We start from the raw sequence: 14999 nt of genomic DNA, 5'->3' as shown, positions 1-14999 counted from the left end.
TCGCAAACCACTACAAAATGACGTTCCTTGGAGATTTACAATGAAAGCGATCGCACTGGTTTCCTTATCCGCGCCGTTGCCGCCGCCGCTCTGGGCCATGGCCAGGCCGGATGCCGCCATCAACAGCGCGGATAAGGAAACCAGTGCGATCGCTTTCATTGTAAATCTCCAAGGAACGTCATTTTGTAGTGGTTTGCGGATCATCCGGTTTTACGCCCGATGATCGACATCTGGACAACGCGTCGAATGTAATGGATTGCCCGCACCGCTTCAACACTAGTTTCTACCGACAACGCTGGTTTAGGCGCATGAAGTCACGCCGGCGGCCCGGGAAGCAGGGTAATGAGCTGTCCCGCGACGCTGTCGAGTATTTCCTTCGATAAAACCGGGTCCGACACCGCCCGCGCCAGCCCGATTGCGCCAAGGCACGCAGTGAATTGCAGAATGGCGCGAGCGCGGCGTGCGGCGGGGTCGGCAATATCGAGCAGACTTTCCGAGAATCCGATGTTGTGTTTGACGCGCTCGGTGTACACGTCGCGCGTGGCGTCGCTACTGCGCGCGACGTCACCCAGCAGCGCCCCCAGCGCACAGCCCCTGCCTGGCGAATCCCGGTGCGCTTCGCTCAGATAATCGCGCACGCCCATCTCGAGAGACTTGACCCGTGCTTCCCATGCGTCAAGGCTTTCGAACGCGACGTCGAGCGCTTCGGTTACCAGCTCGTCGCGCGATTCGAAGTGCTTGTAGAAACCGCCGACGGTCATGCCGGCTTCCTTCATCACATCGGCGACGCCGATACCATCGAGTCCAAGCTCCCTGAAGCGCCGCGCCGCCACTTCGACAATGCGCTGGTGCGTTGCCGCCTTCTCTGCTTGTGAATGTCCCATGAGTTGCGTTCGTCCTTTGGCGGGGCGCCTGGAAACGCGCCCCAGGGAATTGATTTTATACGCTGTCTTGTCTGGAGTTTCGCGCGGCCTTCCAACCGGTTCCTGTCACCTCACGCCCCTGCTTTGAAAAAGCGGTTTTCCGGCCGCGGCAGGCCGAGATTTTCCCGCAACGTTCGGCCTTCGTATTCACGCCGGAAAATGCCGCGAGACTGCAGTTCCGGCACGACTTTATCGACGAAATCGTCCAGGCCGCCGGGCAGGTACGGGAACATCACGTTAAAACCATCCGAGCCCCCTTCAACGAGCCATTGCTCCATCTGGTCGGCGATCATGGAGGGCGTGCCCACCATCTCAAGCCCCGAGTAACCGCCTACGCGCTGCGCGAGCTGGCGAATCGTGAGGTTGTCGCGCGCCGCCCATTCGATCACGCGTTCCCGGCTGCTCTTGCTCGCATTCGTCTCGGGAATCTCGGGCAGCGGACCATCGGGATCGAAGCCGGAGACATCGTGGCCGAGCATGATGCAAAGCGATGCAATACCGCTGTCGTAGTGCACGAAGGTATCGAGGAGCGCGCGTTTTTCCTGCGCTTCCTCGAGCGAATCGCCGATCACGACGAACGCGGCAGGCAGGATCTTCAGGTGTTCGGGATCGCGGCCAAGGCGCGCCATGCGGCCTTTGACGTCGGCATAAAAGCGCTGGCCTTCGGCGAGCGTCTTCGGCGCGGCGAAGACGGCTTCGGCGGTTTCGGCCGCGACCTGGCGTCCCGCTTCCGATGACCCCGCCTGCACGATGACCGGCCACCCCTGCACCGGCCGCGCGATGTTGAGCGGGCCGCGCACCGAGAGGCTCTCGCCCTTGTGGTTCAGCACGTGCATCTTCGCGGGATCGAAGAAAGTGCCGCTTTCAACATCGCGGACAAAGGCGTCGTCGGCCCAGCTATCCCAGAGTCCGGTCACGACATCGAAAAACTCGCGGCCTCGCTTGTAGCGCTCGCCGTGTTCGACGTGTTCGTCCAGTCCGAAGTTGAGCGCGGCATCGGGATTCGCTGTCGTCACCAGGTTCCAGCCGGCGCGGCCGCCGCTCAAATGATCGAGCGACGCAAAGCGCCGCGCTACGTGGTACGGCTCTTCGAACGTGGTGGACGCCGTTGCAATCAATCCGATGTGCTCGGTCACCGCGGCAAGCGCCGAGAGCAACGTGAGCGGTTCGAACGAGGTCGCCGTGTGGCTTCGCCTCAATGCCTGGGTAGGCATGTTGAGCACCGCGAGATGATCGGCCATGAAAAACGCGTCGAAACGCCCGCGTTCCAGCGTCTGCGCGAAGCGCTTGAGATGCGCGAAATTGAAGTTGGCATCGGGGAAGGCGCCGGGGTAACGCCACGCCCCGGTGTGAATGGTGGCCGGGCGCATGAAAGCGCCCAGCCGCAAGCGACGTTGCGTGGTCATAAAGCTCCGCTCGAGCGTTGATTGAGAAGCCCCTGCGTCTTTTGTCTTTTGTTCAAGAGAGGCAGGCACATGGTTCATGGACGATCACCATCCGTAAAATACGTCGGCTGGCAAAAACGTGCACGAACGGCGTTCAACGCAAAAGCCGCCGGCCACGATCAGGCGGCATGCACTTCGAATGCATCGACACGATCCTGATAGAACGCAAGATGACCCTTGATCTCCGCCACCGCCGGATACGTGTCCTCGTAAGTCCACACCGCATTCGCCGAACGCTCGCCGCCAAGCGGGATGCTGTAGTACGAACATTCGCCTTTGTAAGGGCAGTACGTTGCATGGTCCGTGCGTTCGAGCAAGGACATGTCGACGTCCTTGCGAGGAATGTAATAGACCGGCGGATACGACGCTTCGCGCACGGTAAGGGCTTCACGGGTATCGGCGAGTACGCGCCCGCCGATGGACACCGTGATGCGCGACGGATTCGGCTCGATCGTAATCGGATGATCGGGCCCTGGAATCTTCACTGTCTTCGTCATGGCTTCTGCTCCTGGACTGCGGGTTAGGTGATGCCGCGTGTTGCAGCGTATCGGAAAGCGGATTTTTCTGCCGTGTACGGGCTGCTGCATGCGGGTTGCATGCGGGTTGGATCGTCCCGTAGCCCCGCCCCCGGTGAATCAAAATACAATGGCGCAGCTCAAACGCTGTCCGGCTTCGCGCAATCCATCCTCTGGAGCTTCGCCCCATGGCACTCGGAAATATCAACGATATCGCCATGTTCGTCGCCGTGGTGAAGGCGGGAAGCTTCACGATCGCCGCAAAGCAGCTCGGGCTCACGCGCTCGGCAGTGGGCAAAAGCATCGTGCGTCTCGAGCAGCGCCTGAACGTGCGTCTCCTCAACCGCACGCCACGCAGCCTGAGCCTCACCGATGACGGCGAGGTGTTCTTTTCGCGTTGCACGCAGATACTGGATGACCTCGAGGAAACCGAACTCGCAATGGCCGTACGCAGCGCGAAGCCCACCGGTGTGTTGAAGCTCAGCGTGCCTTCGGGCCTGGGACATCGGCATGTGATGCCGGTCATCGAATCGTTCCTGCAGACATGGCCCGATCTGCGCGCCGAAGTGAGCTTCACGGACCGGTTCGTCGACCTGATCGATGAAGGAATCGACATTGCGTTGCGCATCGGCGATCCGCGTCCCGACTCACGTCTGATTGCCCGCACGGTCGCGCAGCAGCGCTTGCTGACGTGCGCATCGCCGGACTACGTGAAGGCGCACGGTACGCCGAAAACGCCCGGCGATCTCCTTGGCCACGAGTGCCTGTTTTTCATGAGCGCGGGACGGCCGCAACCCTGGACGTTCAACGATCCCGCCACGAACGAAGTGAGCCACGCGACGCGCCTGCAAATGGACAGCGCAGAAGCTTTGGTCGCGGCCGCCGTGCACGGTTTCGGCATCATCAACATGCCGACCTACCTGCTCGAAGACAACGTACGCGCAGGCAAGCTCGTACCCATGCTGCGCGAACTCCAGCCCGAGACCCAACCTATCCGCGCGGTGTATCCGACACGCAGGCATCTCTCACCGAAGGTGCGGATCTTCATCGATTTGCTGACCCGGACCTGGGGCGAAATCGCCCCATGGGATCGCGATCTCGCCCCGTGATCCATGCTCACGCGCAGGCCATGGCCTCTTCGCTGTAAAACGGATAGTCGGTGTAGCCCTTCTCCGTGCCACCCCAGAACGCCGAACGGTCGTAGTCGTTCAACGGCAAGTTGTCCTTGAGCCGTTTGGGCAAATCCGGATTCGATGCAAACCAGCGCCCGAACGCAACGAAATCTGCGTCGCCTTTTTGCAGGATCGCTTCTGCGCCATCACGATCAAAACCGCCCGCCGCGATGATCGGCCCTTTGAAGATCTTGCGCAGGAACACGGACGCGACCGGCGCCTGATCCTCATGCAGTGTCTCGACGCCCTTCACACGCGGTTCGATGATATGCAGATACGCCAGCCCGAAGCGGTTCAGTTGTTCGGCGACGTAACCGAAAGTCGCTTCCGGGTTGCTGTCGGAGATTTCACCCCACTGACCACTGGGCGATACACGCACGCCCACACGATCCGCGCCCCACACCGAGCTCACCGCCTCGGTCAGTTCCAGCAGGAAGCGCGCGCGGTTTTCGACTGAACCGCCGTAGGCATCCGTGCGTTTGTTGGTGCCGTCCTGCAGGAATGTATCGATGAGATAACCGTTCGCGCTATGAATCTCGACGCCGTCGAACCCCGCTGCGCGCGCACGCTCCGCACCCTGGCGAAAAGCTTCGACAAGTCCCGGGATTTCATCGATACCCACCGCACGATGCATCGATACCGGCACCCAGCCGTCCTGCGTCATCGCGAGTCCTTCGAACGGTACTTCGGACGGCGCTATCGGCGGCGAACCGCCGGTCAGGTCGACGTGGGACTGGCGGCCATCGTGAACGAGCTGCATGAAGATGCGCGCGCCTTTTGCGTGTACCGCGTCGGCGATCTTTTTCCAGGCTTGGATATGGTGATCGTCGTAGATCCCCGGGCCGCCAGCGTAACCGCGGCCGCTCTTCATCACGTGCGACGACTCGGTGATCATCAGCGCCCCTTCTGATGCACGCTGGCTGTAGTACTCGACCATCATCTCGCTCGGATTGTCGTCCGGGTCCGAACGCAATCGCGTCATTGGTGCGAGCACGACACGATGCTTGAGTTCATAACGGCCGAGTTTGGACGGCGAAAAAAGCTTGGACATGGCGACCTCCTGATCTTCAACAGTGGATGCAGGAAACAATGCTTCCCGCGACGGAATGAAGCGTATATCCACCGATGGGGAATGGGGTTCCCCATAAACGCGCCGCGTCCGCACGCTTGCCGCTGCCTATGTAAGCGGTCGTTTTGAAGCCCGGATCGCTTTATTCGTCGGATCACAACAGTGTATTTACTATTTAAGGGTTTATACCTAGATCGCCGAGGAATAAGATCGTTTCACGGATCGAAACAAGCGATGCCGATCAGCTTCCAGCCCACCGGAACGCCGACACCGCAAGCTTCGTAGTCGATAACCATTGGAGGTTCATCATGTTCAAGGCACTCATTCCCGCAGTTGTCATCGCATCAGCATTGGCCGCACCGAGCTTCGCGTTCGCGCAGAGCAACAGCCCGGTTACTCGCGCGCAGGTTCGCAGCGAGCTAGTGCAACTGGAACAGGCCGGCTATAACCCGGCATCGGATCGCACCCAATACCCGGCGAACATCCAGGCCGCCGAGCAACGTGTTTCTGCGCGAGACGGCGTGGCGCAAAGCAGCTATGGATCGTCGGTGAGCGGTACGTCGGCGTCGGGCGCACCGGCTGCATCGGTAGGCGGTGGGGTTGATTACAACCGTCCGTAATTGCTGGAAGTCGTTGATCGGTAAGCAGTAGAAAAACCCCGCGGCAGTTACGGCGCGGGGTTTTCTTTTTGATCGGGACGTGAGAAAGGGTGAGCCTTTGCGGGAGCGGAATCACCAAACCCGCTTATGAATTCTCAGCCACTCAAAGCTGGCGCGCAATCACCATGCGCTGCACTTCGCTCGTGCCTTCGTAGATCTGCGTGATACGCGCATCGCGATAATGACGTTCCACCGGATAGTCCTCCAGGTACCCATAACCACCATGGATCTGGATGGCTTGCGAGCAGACGCGCTCCGCCATTTCCGATGCAAACAGCTTCGCCTGCGACGCCTCGCTCAGACACGGCAAACCCTCGGTACGCATGCGGGCTGCATGCAGCACCAGCAAACGCGCGGCGTTCAGGTTGGTCTGCATATCGGCGAGAAGATTGGCGACCGACTGATGTTCCTTGATCGGCTTGCCGAACTGCACGCGATCATGCGAGTAAGCGCGCGCGGCGTCGAACGCGGCCCGCGCGATGCCCACCGCCTGCGCCGCGATGCCGATGCGTCCGCCCTCCAGGTTCGCCAGCGCAATCTTCAAACCCTCGCCGCGCGCACCCAGCAGGTTGGCTGCGGGGATCGTGCAGTCATCGAGGGTTATCGGGCAGGTATCGGAAGCGCGAATGCCCATCTTGTGTTCGGGCCGCCCGACGTTGAAGCCCGGCGTGTTCGTCGGCACGATGAACGCCGATATGCCCTTCTTGCCAAGTTCCGGATCAGTCATCGCGAAGACAATCGCCATGCCGGCACACGCGCCGTTGGTCGTGAACTGCTTCGCGCCTGATATCACCCATTGGCCGTCGCGTTCCACCGCGCGGGTCTTCAGATTGTTCGCCTCCGATCCGGCCTGCGGCTCGGTCAGGCAAAACGCGCCGATGATCTCGCCCGTCGCCAGTTTCGGCAGATATTCGGCTTTCTGCGCCTCGGTGCCGAACGCGAGTATCGGACCGCAACCCACCGAGTTGTGCACGGCCATCAACGTCGAGCACGACGCGCATCCCGCCGCGATTTCTTCGATAGCCAGCGCGTACGCCACGTAGTCGCTGAACGTGCCGCCCCACTCCGCCGGCACGATCATGCCGAGCAGGCCGAGCTCGCCGAGTTGCCGCACGACTGCGTCGGGTAATCGGGCGGCGCGGTCCCATTCGCCTGCGTGTGGCGCGAGCACTTCGGTGGCAAAGTCGCGCGCGGCGTCGCGGATCATGCGTTGGTCATCAGTCAGGAAGCTGTCGATCATGGCGGTCTGGCTCGTGTGGAATACTTGAAGAGGCGCGGGTTTAAAATGCGCCATCGAACCGGAGTGTAGGCGCTGCAATCCGCTTCGGCGATGCCTGAAACGATCAAGCTTCCTGAGCGATTCCGCCACCTAGTGACTACCCGAACTGTGGACAGACCCCGGCTGAAAACAGCCAGCGGCAAACAAGATGAACGCGGGACGATCGCAGTCGATCTCGTCGAAGAAGCGCTGCGTTGCGCCGAGCGTGGCGGCATCGGGCGCGATGTCCTGCTCGAGCAAGCGGGTATTCACACTGCATCGCTGGCAGCGCCGCTTGCGCGCGTGTCGGCAGCGCAATACGGGCGTTTATGGAGCGCGATTGCGGACGCTCTCGACGACGAATTCTTCGGCCAGGACAGCCACCCGATGCGCCGCGGCAGTTTCGCACTGCTCTGTCACGCCGCGATCGGCTCACGCGATGGCGCCCAGGCGCTCACCCGCATTGCCGGTTTCCTGCGGCTGGTGCTGGACGACCTGCGATGCGAATTCGAGGTCTGCGCCACGCGCGTACGAATCCGGCTTGCAGATACTGACGCCGACGCCCCGCACCCGATGTTCGCCTATGCGACCGCGTTCATCATGATCTACGGTTTGTTGTGCTGGCTCGTGGGCAGGCGTATTCCGGTGCTGGCGGCGCATCTGCGCTGTCCCGAGCCGCGCGCCGCCGCCGAATACCGGCTGATGTTCTGCGACGACATGCGCTTTGGGCAATCGGCATCGTATGTGGATCTCGCGCCGGATTTTGCGCGCTTGCCGGTGGTCCAGACCGGCGCCTCGCTCAAGGTGTTTCTGCGGGCAGCGCCGGCAAATTTCATCGTGAAGTATCGCAACGTGGATTCACTGGCCGCACAGGTCCGCCGCAAGTTGCGGCAGATGCCGCCCGCCGAATGGCCGGGCAGCGAGCAGCTCGCCACGGCGTTGAACATGGCAGAAGCCACGCTGCGCCGGCGTCTCAAGCAGGAAGGTGTGACCTACCAGGCCATTCGCGATGCACTGCGCCGTGACATCGCCATCGCGCGCCTTGCCGATACCACCGAGACCATTGCGGAAATCGCGCATGCGCTGGGGTTCGCCGAGCCCAGCGCGTTTCATCGCGCGTTCAGGAAATGGACAGGCGTGCGGCCGGCGGCTTATCGGGTCGTGCGAGGCATGACAGAACCGCTATAGTGAAAACCTGCTGGTTCACTCAAGGAGCCGCCATGCCGAAATCGAAAGCCAAGCCGCCTCAAAAGTCGGAGCCCGCGTCCGTGGAGGCCGAACACGTCGAGTCTGCCCTCGACGAAGCACTGGACGAAAGCTTCCCTGCAAGCGACCCGGTCGCCATCTCGTTCGAGCCCGAAGCCGAGTTGCGTAAAAAGCTGCCAGGCTAATCTTCCAGACTGGTCAGCAAGGTCGCGAGTTTTTCAACGTGCTGCATCAGCATGGCCCGATGTTTGTCGATCTGTTCGATACGCCCTGCGAGATCGGCGCGCACGGGCCCGTCAAGCTTGCCCGATGCACCCATATCCTCCGCGCGCGCATTGATGCTGTCGAGCTGCACCATCGACAATTGCCGCTCCACGCGACGCAGATCGGTCAGCAGCAAATCACGGTTGCGCCGGAATATCTGGTCGCGACGCAGCGTCTCGCCTTGCTGCAGCGCCTGGTCGGCGATGCGCCGTGTGGCTTCCGTCTGCGACAGCAGCGGTTCAGGCCCGCGTAACACCGGCCGTTTGGGCGCTGGGTGGGCATTGCCGCGAAAGACCGCCGCCGGCGCTTCCTCATCCATCGCGCGCTGCGTTTCAGGCGGAATGTCGCGTCCGTCGTGACGGTCGTCCATCCAGCGCGGCGGCAGGCCAGTTACCGTTTCCACGCCGCGGATAAATTCTTCGCTGAAGTCGCGTCGTCCGGCCAGAATCAGCTTCATATGCGACGGCGAAAAACTCATCATGCGCGCAATCCTCGCGCCGCCCGCCGGCGATCCCGCGAGCACGTTCAGGTTGCTCCGCCATACTACATACAACGTTTCATCGAAATCTTCCATGGGCTAGTCTCCAAGCAGACGGACTCGCAAGCGTCGCGCAGCGGGGCACATGCGCTCGACGCTCGGGTCCTGGCGAGCCCGTCATTGCAGCGACGCTGCCGAAAATGTAAGCAATGGCGTCGCCTGTGGGCATCTGACCGCATCTTACCGTCATCTCATTATTGTGCGTTTTGTCTGAAGAAGCGTGAAAACCCGCAGCGGTGGAAAAAATCGGTCAATTTGACGGGTTTTTCGCTTTCAGACCCACCCCGCCTGCTCTGGCAAGCCGATATCTGCCAAACGAATAAATGAAAATTATTCGTGTAGCAGATAATGGGCGTCTATTCGCCACACGCATATTTGACAAATATTCGCTACACGAATAAAATGCCTTTATTCGTGTCACAGATAAATCGCCATGCGGCAGCCTATTGCTACCTCCCATCAAATGGGCGAAATCCTTGCAGCAGGACGGCGGCGCGCTGGCCTTACACAGGCTGAAGCTGCCATCCGGATAGGGGTGAGCCAAAGCCGTATCTCGACGCTCGAAGCCGACTCCAGCGCGTTGACCCTCAACCAGTTGCTGGCGCTTTTCGGCGCATACGGCCTGCAATTGCAGGTCGAAAACCGGGGCGACGCCACGGTCGAAATCACCCAGGAATCAACACCGGAATGGTGATGACCGGGCGCAAATCGCATTCCCGCGCGTTGTCCGTATGGGCTAACGGTGTGCGCATGGGCGTCTGGCAAATTCCCAATCGCGGACCCATGGAGTTCGAGTACGACGCCGCGTGGGCGGTTTCCGACATCGGGCGGCCGTTGTCGCTGTCGCTTCCCATTCCGCTCGACAACGCCCCGCTCAAAGGCGAGCGCGTGGTGAACTACTTCGATAACCTGCTGCCCGACAGTGAAGCCATCCGCCAGCGCATCGGCCGGCGCTTCCGGACCGAGACACTCGATACCTTCGACCTGTTGCAGGCGATCGGCCGCGATTGCGTGGGCGCGGTCCAGCTTCTGGGTATCGATGAAGAACCGGCGGGTGTGCAGCAAATCGACGGAACGCCGCTCTCCGCGCGCGAAATCGAGACCTTGCTGACCCAGACGGGCGGCAACTTCGGTTTCGGTGCTCAGGATGACGAAGATGACTTCCGCATCTCGCTCGCCGGCGCGCAGGAAAAAACCGCGCTGCTCTGGCACGACGGCCAATGGATGAAACCCCACGGCGCGACGCCCACTACGCACATCCTGAAACTTCCGCTCGGTCTGGTCGGAAACCGGCGCGCGGATCTGACTACGTCAGTGGAGAACGAATGGCTCTGCATGCATCTGCTGCGCGCCTATGGTTTGCCGGTGGCGGAGACGAGCATCGAGACGTTCGGCAAGCAACGCGTGCTGAGCGTGAAGCGTTTCGATCGCCAGATGCATTCGAGCGGCAAGTGGCTTTTGCGTTTGCCGCAAGAAGATTTCTGCCAGGTGATGGGGCTGCCGTCGCACAAGAAATATGAAAACGAAGGCGGTCCGGGCGTGATCGATCTGGCCCGCGTGCTTCAGCAATCCAACGAGGCAAGCGACGACGTCGAAACCTTGCTGACCGCGCAGATTCTGTTCTGGCTGCTTGCCGCGCCCGATGGCCACGCGAAAAACTTCAGCATCCGGATCCTGCCGCGCGGCCAGTTCAGGCTGACGCCGCTCTACGATGTCATGTCGATCTGGCCCGTGGAGGGCAAAGGCGCAAGCCAGTGGTCGTGGTTCAAGGCGAAACTCGCGATGGCCATTGCCGGCAAGCATCGTCATTATGCGTTTCGCGATATCCAGCGCCGGCACTTCAACGCCATGGCGCCGAGGTGTTCGTACGGCAATACTGCAGAACCGATCATCCAGCGTCTGATTGCAGACACGCCGCGCGTGATCGAGCAAGTGGCGGCGCAATTGCCGGACGATTTTCCGGCAAAAGTCTCGGACCGCATATTCGATGGACTTCGCAAGACCGTCGCCGCGCTCGAAGCGATGCCGGACAAATAAAAAAGCAGGACCCGAAGGTCCTGCTGCCCATTATCCGGCTCGTTACCCGGTGATCAAGGCACGTCGCGCAGATAACCTTCTTTAGCTGAATCGCGCATGCGGAACGAGACAATCCCCGCAATCGCGCACAGCGCCGTCACATACCAATAGAACGTCGACTCGCTGCCAATGGACTTGAGGAACAGCGCCACGTACTCGGCCGAGCCGCCGAACACGGCGTTGGCCACCGCATACGACAAACCCACGCCCAGCGCACGCACTTCGGCGGGGAACATTTCGGCCTTGATCAATCCGCTGATCGATGTGTAGAGACTCACGATAGCCAATGCGACCACGACCAGCACGAACGCCACGATCGGGCTCGTGACATCCTTCAGCGCATGCAGGATGGGCACGGTGCAGATGGTCGCAAGCACGCCGAACCAGATCATCGATGTACGCCGGCCGATCCGGTCCGACAGCGCGCCGAACGCCGGCTGCATGATCATGTAGACGAAGAGCGCAGCGGTCATGACGTTGCTCGCTGTCTTGGCGTGCATGCCGGCTGTGTTCACCAGATACTTCTGCATGTAAGTGGTGAACGTGTAGAAGATCAGCGACCCGCCCGCTGTGAATCCCAGCACGGTCAAAAATGCGGTCTTGTGCTGCATCAGGCCGCGCAGCGTGCCGGCCTCTTTGAGCTTGCGGCTTTCGGCGGTCGTGGTTTCATCGAGTGATTTGCGCAAGTACAGCGAGACGAGTGCCGCAAGCGCGCCAATGCCAAACGGAATGCGCCATCCCCATGCCTTCAGCTCATCCGTGCTCAGCACTTGTTGCAAGACGACAAGCACCAGCAACGCTGCGAGCTGTCCGCCAATCAGCGTCACATACTGGAATGACGCGAAAAACCCCCGTCGTCCCTGCAGCGCCACTTCACTCATATAAGTAGCGCTCGTGCCGTATTCGCCACCCACCGACAAACCCTGGAACAGCCGCGCGATCAGCAGGAAAAATGGCGCCCATGCGCCGATGCTCGAATAGGTAGGCAGGAAACAGATGACAAGCGAGCCCGCGCACATCATCAAAACCGAGATCATCATGGAGGTGCGACGGCCGTGTTTGTCGGCGATACGGCCGAACATCCAGCCGCCGATTGGCCGCATCAAGAAGCCCGCCGCGAATACGCCGGCCGTGTTGAGCAACTGCGTGGTCGGATTGCCGCTCGGGAAAAACGCCGGCGCAAAGTACAGCGCGAGGAACGAGTAGATATAAAAGTCGAACCACTCGACGAGGTTCCCCGACGACGCACCGACGATCGCGAGAACGCGGCGCCGGGTATCCGCGGATTTGGAGAGGGCTAGTTCGGCCATGCTGATTGGACTCCTGTCGCGTAATGAAAACAGCGGAAAACGGCGGCTCGTGGCCGCTCTTGAACCGGTCGGGTGCCGGTGGAAAAGATGACGCCTGCGTAAGCCAGGGGCGTTCGGGCGCAAGTTTATACGACACGGCACGGCTTGGCGCGTGATGACAGTTACCCGTTTTTGTGCTTACAGTCAGATTCAAGACACAAGACGGTTGTCATGATCCGCTTCACGCAGGTGCCTTTCGCAGCAAGGATTGCAGCCATATCAACGGTTACCGGCCGGTCACTCGAACGTGCGGCCGCGCCCGAGCGAAGCTTACAGACAAGCGCTCTGCAAGCGCTTGGTAATTACCCTGACCGGGCGAAAAGACAAGGCAAACGGCGAGCCCAACTATTGCCATAATTGCGGACGCTCGATTTTTCTGGAGAACCGCAATGAACCCGCAGTCATCGAACCCGACGCTCGACGCCGCCCTTGCATCCAAATTTGCGGCGCTCGCGCTTGGCCACCTCACGCGCGAATATCCGAACAAACTCGAACACGTGATGGGCAGCGCCGCCGATGTCAAAGGTCCGCGTGCGCTGCATCCTATCTTCTATGGCAGCTTCGACTGGCACTCCTGCGTTCACGGTTACTGGCTGATTGCACGGCTGATCGACCGGTTTCCGGATTTTCCGGAAGCATCGCGAATCCGCGCGTTGATCGACGACCATTTCACGGCCGCCAACGTCGCCGCCGAAGTCGCGTATCTGGAACGTCCGGAGGCGCGCGGCTTCGAGCGTCCTTACGGCTGGGCATGGCTGCTCGCGCTCGCCGGACAGCTTGAATCGATGAAAACGCCGGACGGCCAGCGTTGGGCGAATACGCTCAGGCCGCTCGCGTCGGCCTTCGTGGATCGCTTTACGGAGTTCCTGCCGAAGTCCACGTATCCGCTGCGCGTGGGTACGCACTTCAATACGGCGTTTGCGCTGACATTGTCAGTGGGGTATGCGCGCCAGGTTGGCAACGCGGCGTTCGAGACATTGATCATCGATACCGCCCGTCGCTGGTACTTGAACGATGCCGCTTGCCAGGCGTGGGAACCAGCCGGCGATGAGTTCCTGTCTTCGTCGCTGATTGAAGCCGAGTTGATGCGGCGCGTGCTGCCGCCGGCCGAGTTCGATGGATGGTTCGACCGCTTCCTGCCACGGCTTGCCGCGCGCGAACCCGCGACGCTTTTCACGCCCGCAACGGTCACGGACAGAAGCGACGGCAAGCTGGCGCACCTCGATGGCTTGAATCTGAGCCGCGCGTGGTGCCAGCGCTCGCTCGCACGTTCACTGAAACCCGGCGATGCCCGGATCAGCGCGCTCGAAGCCACGGCCCATGACCACCTTGCGGCGGGACTCGCGCACGTGGCCGGCGACTACATGGGCGAACACTGGCTTGCGACCTTCGCGCTGCTGGCGCTGGAAGCCTGAAGCTTTGTAAGCCCGAAGCGCAAAGCTTCAACCACGCGGCTGGAATGCGATTACGCTCATGCCGACCAGCGCGATCGCCATCCCGGCCCAGTCCCAGCTCGACGGCCGGATCCGTTCAACGGCCCACAGCCACATGATCGCCACCGCGATATACACGCCGCCATAGGCCGCATACACACGTCCGGCCGCGCTTGCATGCAGCGTGAGCAGCCACGCGAAGAGTGCCAGCGATAGCGCGCCGGGCACGAGGAGCCATGGCGAGCCGCCCTCCTTCAGCCATCGATACGGAAGATAACAGCCGACAATCTCGGCGATCGCGGTGAGCACATAAAGCAGGATGGTCTTCATGACGGAAGCAGTTAAGCGAGCGTGCAAAGGACCCACAGCAGAACTCACCACGCCGCCCAATGCAAGCGAATTCGCAAGCGCAATCGCCGAGGCAAACGCAGCTTCAGCCCGTTGCGCCCTCGTCCCATCCCCCGCCGAGCGCCTTGTACACCGCGATCAGATCGGTCGTCACGCTGACCGTCGATTGCGCGAGTTGCTGGCGCGTGGAGGCGAGTTGCCGTTCGGCATCGAGAACCGTGATGAACGTCACGAGCCCTTTCCTGTAGCTGTCGGTTGCGAGCTGCAGGCTGATGCGGTTTGCCTCCACGGTTCGCGTGAGAGCCTCGCGCCGGTCCTGATCGGTCCTATATGAGACCAGCGAATTATCCACGTCCTGCAGCGCCTTCAGCACGGTCGACCGGTATTGCAGCGCCGCCTCCGCGGCTTGCGATTTCGCGATCCGCACGTTCGCCCGCAGCGCGCCGCCCTCGAAGATCGGCAGGGAAATGCTCGGGCCCACCGAATAGAAAAGACTCGACCAGTGCGCGAGATAACGCGCGCGCGTGGCACGCGTCCCGACGCTGCCCGTCAACGAGATATCCGGGTACATCTGCGCGACCGCCACGCCGACTTCGGCCGTGGCCGAATGCAGATCGCTTTCCGCGCGACGAATATCCCCATCGAGTTCAATGTCGGTCAGTGCGGAGACCGCCCCGAAGTTTTTCGAAACGCCGCGCAGGCTGAGCACCAGCTTGCCGGGCTTGGATCGTGTCGTGGAATTGA

General features: G+C 61.2%; 16 protein-coding genes. 7 read left to right on the top strand and 9 right to left on the bottom strand.

The annotated features are described in order from the left end of the window. Positions 1–314: 314 nt before the first annotated feature. From ACRXB1_RS14655 to ACRXB1_RS14645, 3 genes are all read right to left on the bottom strand, one after another. A complete protein-coding gene (locus ACRXB1_RS14655) occupies positions 315–884 on the bottom strand; it encodes a TetR/AcrR family transcriptional regulator (RefSeq protein ID WP_062172340.1) in 570 nt (189 codons plus the stop codon). 110 nt (positions 885–994) lie between these two features. After that, on the bottom strand, positions 995–2329 hold the full coding sequence (locus tag ACRXB1_RS14650; protein ID WP_449492390.1) for an LLM class flavin-dependent oxidoreductase: 1335 nt from the start codon (positions 2327–2329) through the stop codon (positions 995–997). Positions 2330–2487: 158 nt separating this feature from the next. Further along, positions 2488–2865, bottom strand: coding sequence for a DUF427 domain-containing protein (locus ACRXB1_RS14645; RefSeq protein WP_056362449.1), 378 nt, complete (start codon positions 2863–2865; stop codon positions 2488–2490). Between the two features lie 206 nt (positions 2866–3071). Between ACRXB1_RS14645 and ACRXB1_RS14640 the strand changes: the two genes are divergently transcribed. Then, entirely contained in the window at positions 3072–3992 is a 921-nt protein-coding gene (locus ACRXB1_RS14640; RefSeq protein WP_449492389.1) for a LysR family transcriptional regulator, read from the top strand. A 7-nt stretch (positions 3993–3999) separates the two neighbouring features. On the opposite strand, the gene ACRXB1_RS14635 is transcribed toward ACRXB1_RS14640, so the two are convergent. Then, positions 4000–5106 carry an alkene reductase gene (locus ACRXB1_RS14635; protein WP_449492388.1) on the bottom strand — a complete coding sequence of 369 codons (1107 nt, stop codon included), beginning with the start codon at positions 5104–5106 and terminating at the stop codon, positions 4000–4002. A 326-nt stretch (positions 5107–5432) separates the two neighbouring features. Between ACRXB1_RS14635 and ACRXB1_RS14630 the strand changes: the two genes are divergently transcribed. Beyond that, the gene (locus ACRXB1_RS14630) at positions 5433–5744 is read left to right on the top strand and encodes a DUF4148 domain-containing protein (RefSeq protein ID WP_062172335.1); all 312 of its coding nucleotides are present in this window, start codon (positions 5433–5435) and stop codon (positions 5742–5744) included. Between the two features lie 142 nt (positions 5745–5886). Here ACRXB1_RS14630 and ACRXB1_RS14625 read toward each other — a convergent pair whose 3' ends face one another. Beyond that, the gene (locus ACRXB1_RS14625) at positions 5887–7020 is read right to left on the bottom strand and encodes an acyl-CoA dehydrogenase family protein (protein WP_449492391.1); all 1134 of its coding nucleotides are present in this window, start codon (positions 7018–7020) and stop codon (positions 5887–5889) included. 135 nt (positions 7021–7155) lie between these two features. Between ACRXB1_RS14625 and ACRXB1_RS14620 the strand changes: the two genes are divergently transcribed. Further along, positions 7156–8229 (top strand): AraC family transcriptional regulator, encoded by a 1074-nt coding sequence (locus ACRXB1_RS14620; protein WP_449492387.1) that lies wholly within the window; start codon positions 7156–7158, stop codon positions 8227–8229. A gap of 32 nt (positions 8230–8261) precedes the next feature. After that, positions 8262–8432 (top strand): hypothetical protein, encoded by a 171-nt coding sequence (locus tag ACRXB1_RS14615; protein ID WP_172812017.1) that lies wholly within the window; start codon positions 8262–8264, stop codon positions 8430–8432. Here ACRXB1_RS14615 and ACRXB1_RS14610 read toward each other — a convergent pair. Continuing rightward, positions 8429–9085 (bottom strand): hypothetical protein, encoded by a 657-nt coding sequence (locus tag ACRXB1_RS14610; RefSeq protein WP_062172334.1) that lies wholly within the window; start codon positions 9083–9085, stop codon positions 8429–8431. The genes ACRXB1_RS14615 and ACRXB1_RS14610 overlap by 4 nt on opposite strands. 397 nt (positions 9086–9482) lie before the next feature. Here ACRXB1_RS14610 and ACRXB1_RS14605 point away from each other — a divergent pair, with 397 nt between their 5' ends. Both ACRXB1_RS14605 and ACRXB1_RS14600 read left to right on the top strand, forming a co-directional pair. Further along, positions 9483–9743 carry a helix-turn-helix domain-containing protein gene (locus ACRXB1_RS14605; RefSeq protein WP_449492386.1) on the top strand — a complete coding sequence of 87 codons (261 nt, stop codon included), beginning with the start codon at positions 9483–9485 and terminating at the stop codon, positions 9741–9743. After that, a complete protein-coding gene (locus ACRXB1_RS14600; protein WP_449492385.1) occupies positions 9743–11086 on the top strand; it encodes a type II toxin-antitoxin system HipA family toxin in 1344 nt (447 codons plus the stop codon). The genes ACRXB1_RS14605 and ACRXB1_RS14600 overlap by 1 nt, the downstream gene beginning before the upstream one ends. Before the next feature lie 53 nt (positions 11087–11139). Here the strand turns inward: ACRXB1_RS14600 and ACRXB1_RS14595 are convergent, their stop codons facing one another. Beyond that, complete coding sequence (locus ACRXB1_RS14595) at positions 11140–12435, bottom strand: MFS family transporter (RefSeq protein WP_062002578.1); 1296 nt, start codon at positions 12433–12435, stop codon at positions 11140–11142. A 428-nt stretch (positions 12436–12863) separates the two neighbouring features. Between ACRXB1_RS14595 and ACRXB1_RS14590 the strand changes: the two genes are divergently transcribed. Then, complete coding sequence (locus ACRXB1_RS14590) at positions 12864–13889, top strand: DUF2891 domain-containing protein (protein WP_449492384.1); 1026 nt, start codon at positions 12864–12866, stop codon at positions 13887–13889. A gap of 27 nt (positions 13890–13916) precedes the next feature. On the opposite strand, the gene ACRXB1_RS14585 is transcribed toward ACRXB1_RS14590, so the two are convergent. Beyond that, positions 13917–14237: a YnfA family protein gene (locus ACRXB1_RS14585; protein WP_062002576.1), complete on the bottom strand. Its 321-nt coding sequence runs from the start codon at positions 14235–14237 to the stop codon at positions 13917–13919. Between the two features lie 103 nt (positions 14238–14340). After that, a partial coding sequence (locus ACRXB1_RS14580) for a TolC family protein (RefSeq protein WP_449492383.1) occupies positions 14341–14999 on the bottom strand: 659 nt, incomplete at its 5' end.

This window comes from Caballeronia sp. M23-90 (assembly GCF_053574605.1).
This window is presented reverse-complemented; position numbering and strand designations above follow the sequence as displayed.

Excerpts from the sequence above, each read along its gene's own strand:
- ACRXB1_RS14605 (WP_449492386.1), top strand. The coding sequence starts at position 9,483 with ATGCGGCAGCCTATTGCTACCTCCCATCAAATGGGCGAAATCCTTGCA.
- ACRXB1_RS14610 (WP_062172334.1), bottom strand. The coding sequence starts at position 9,085 with ATGGAAGATTTCGATGAAACGTTGTATGTAGTATGGCGGAGCAACCTG.
- ACRXB1_RS14630 (WP_062172335.1), top strand. The coding sequence starts at position 5,433 with ATGTTCAAGGCACTCATTCCCGCAGTTGTCATCGCATCAGCATTGGCC.
- ACRXB1_RS14600 (WP_449492385.1), top strand. The coding sequence starts at position 9,743 with ATGACCGGGCGCAAATCGCATTCCCGCGCGTTGTCCGTATGGGCTAAC.
- ACRXB1_RS14590 (WP_449492384.1), top strand. The coding sequence starts at position 12,864 with ATGAACCCGCAGTCATCGAACCCGACGCTCGACGCCGCCCTTGCATCC.
- ACRXB1_RS14640 (WP_449492389.1), top strand. The coding sequence starts at position 3,072 with ATGGCACTCGGAAATATCAACGATATCGCCATGTTCGTCGCCGTGGTG.
- ACRXB1_RS14655 (WP_062172340.1), bottom strand. The coding sequence starts at position 884 with ATGGGACATTCACAAGCAGAGAAGGCGGCAACGCACCAGCGCATTGTC.
- ACRXB1_RS14650 (WP_449492390.1), bottom strand. The coding sequence starts at position 2,329 with ATGACCACGCAACGTCGCTTGCGGCTGGGCGCTTTCATGCGCCCGGCC.
- ACRXB1_RS14635 (WP_449492388.1), bottom strand. The coding sequence starts at position 5,106 with ATGTCCAAGCTTTTTTCGCCGTCCAAACTCGGCCGTTATGAACTCAAG.
- ACRXB1_RS14585 (WP_062002576.1), bottom strand. The coding sequence starts at position 14,237 with ATGAAGACCATCCTGCTTTATGTGCTCACCGCGATCGCCGAGATTGTC.
- ACRXB1_RS14595 (WP_062002578.1), bottom strand. The coding sequence starts at position 12,435 with ATGGCCGAACTAGCCCTCTCCAAATCCGCGGATACCCGGCGCCGCGTT.
- ACRXB1_RS14645 (WP_056362449.1), bottom strand. The coding sequence starts at position 2,865 with ATGACGAAGACAGTGAAGATTCCAGGGCCCGATCATCCGATTACGATC.
- ACRXB1_RS14615 (WP_172812017.1), top strand. The coding sequence starts at position 8,262 with ATGCCGAAATCGAAAGCCAAGCCGCCTCAAAAGTCGGAGCCCGCGTCC.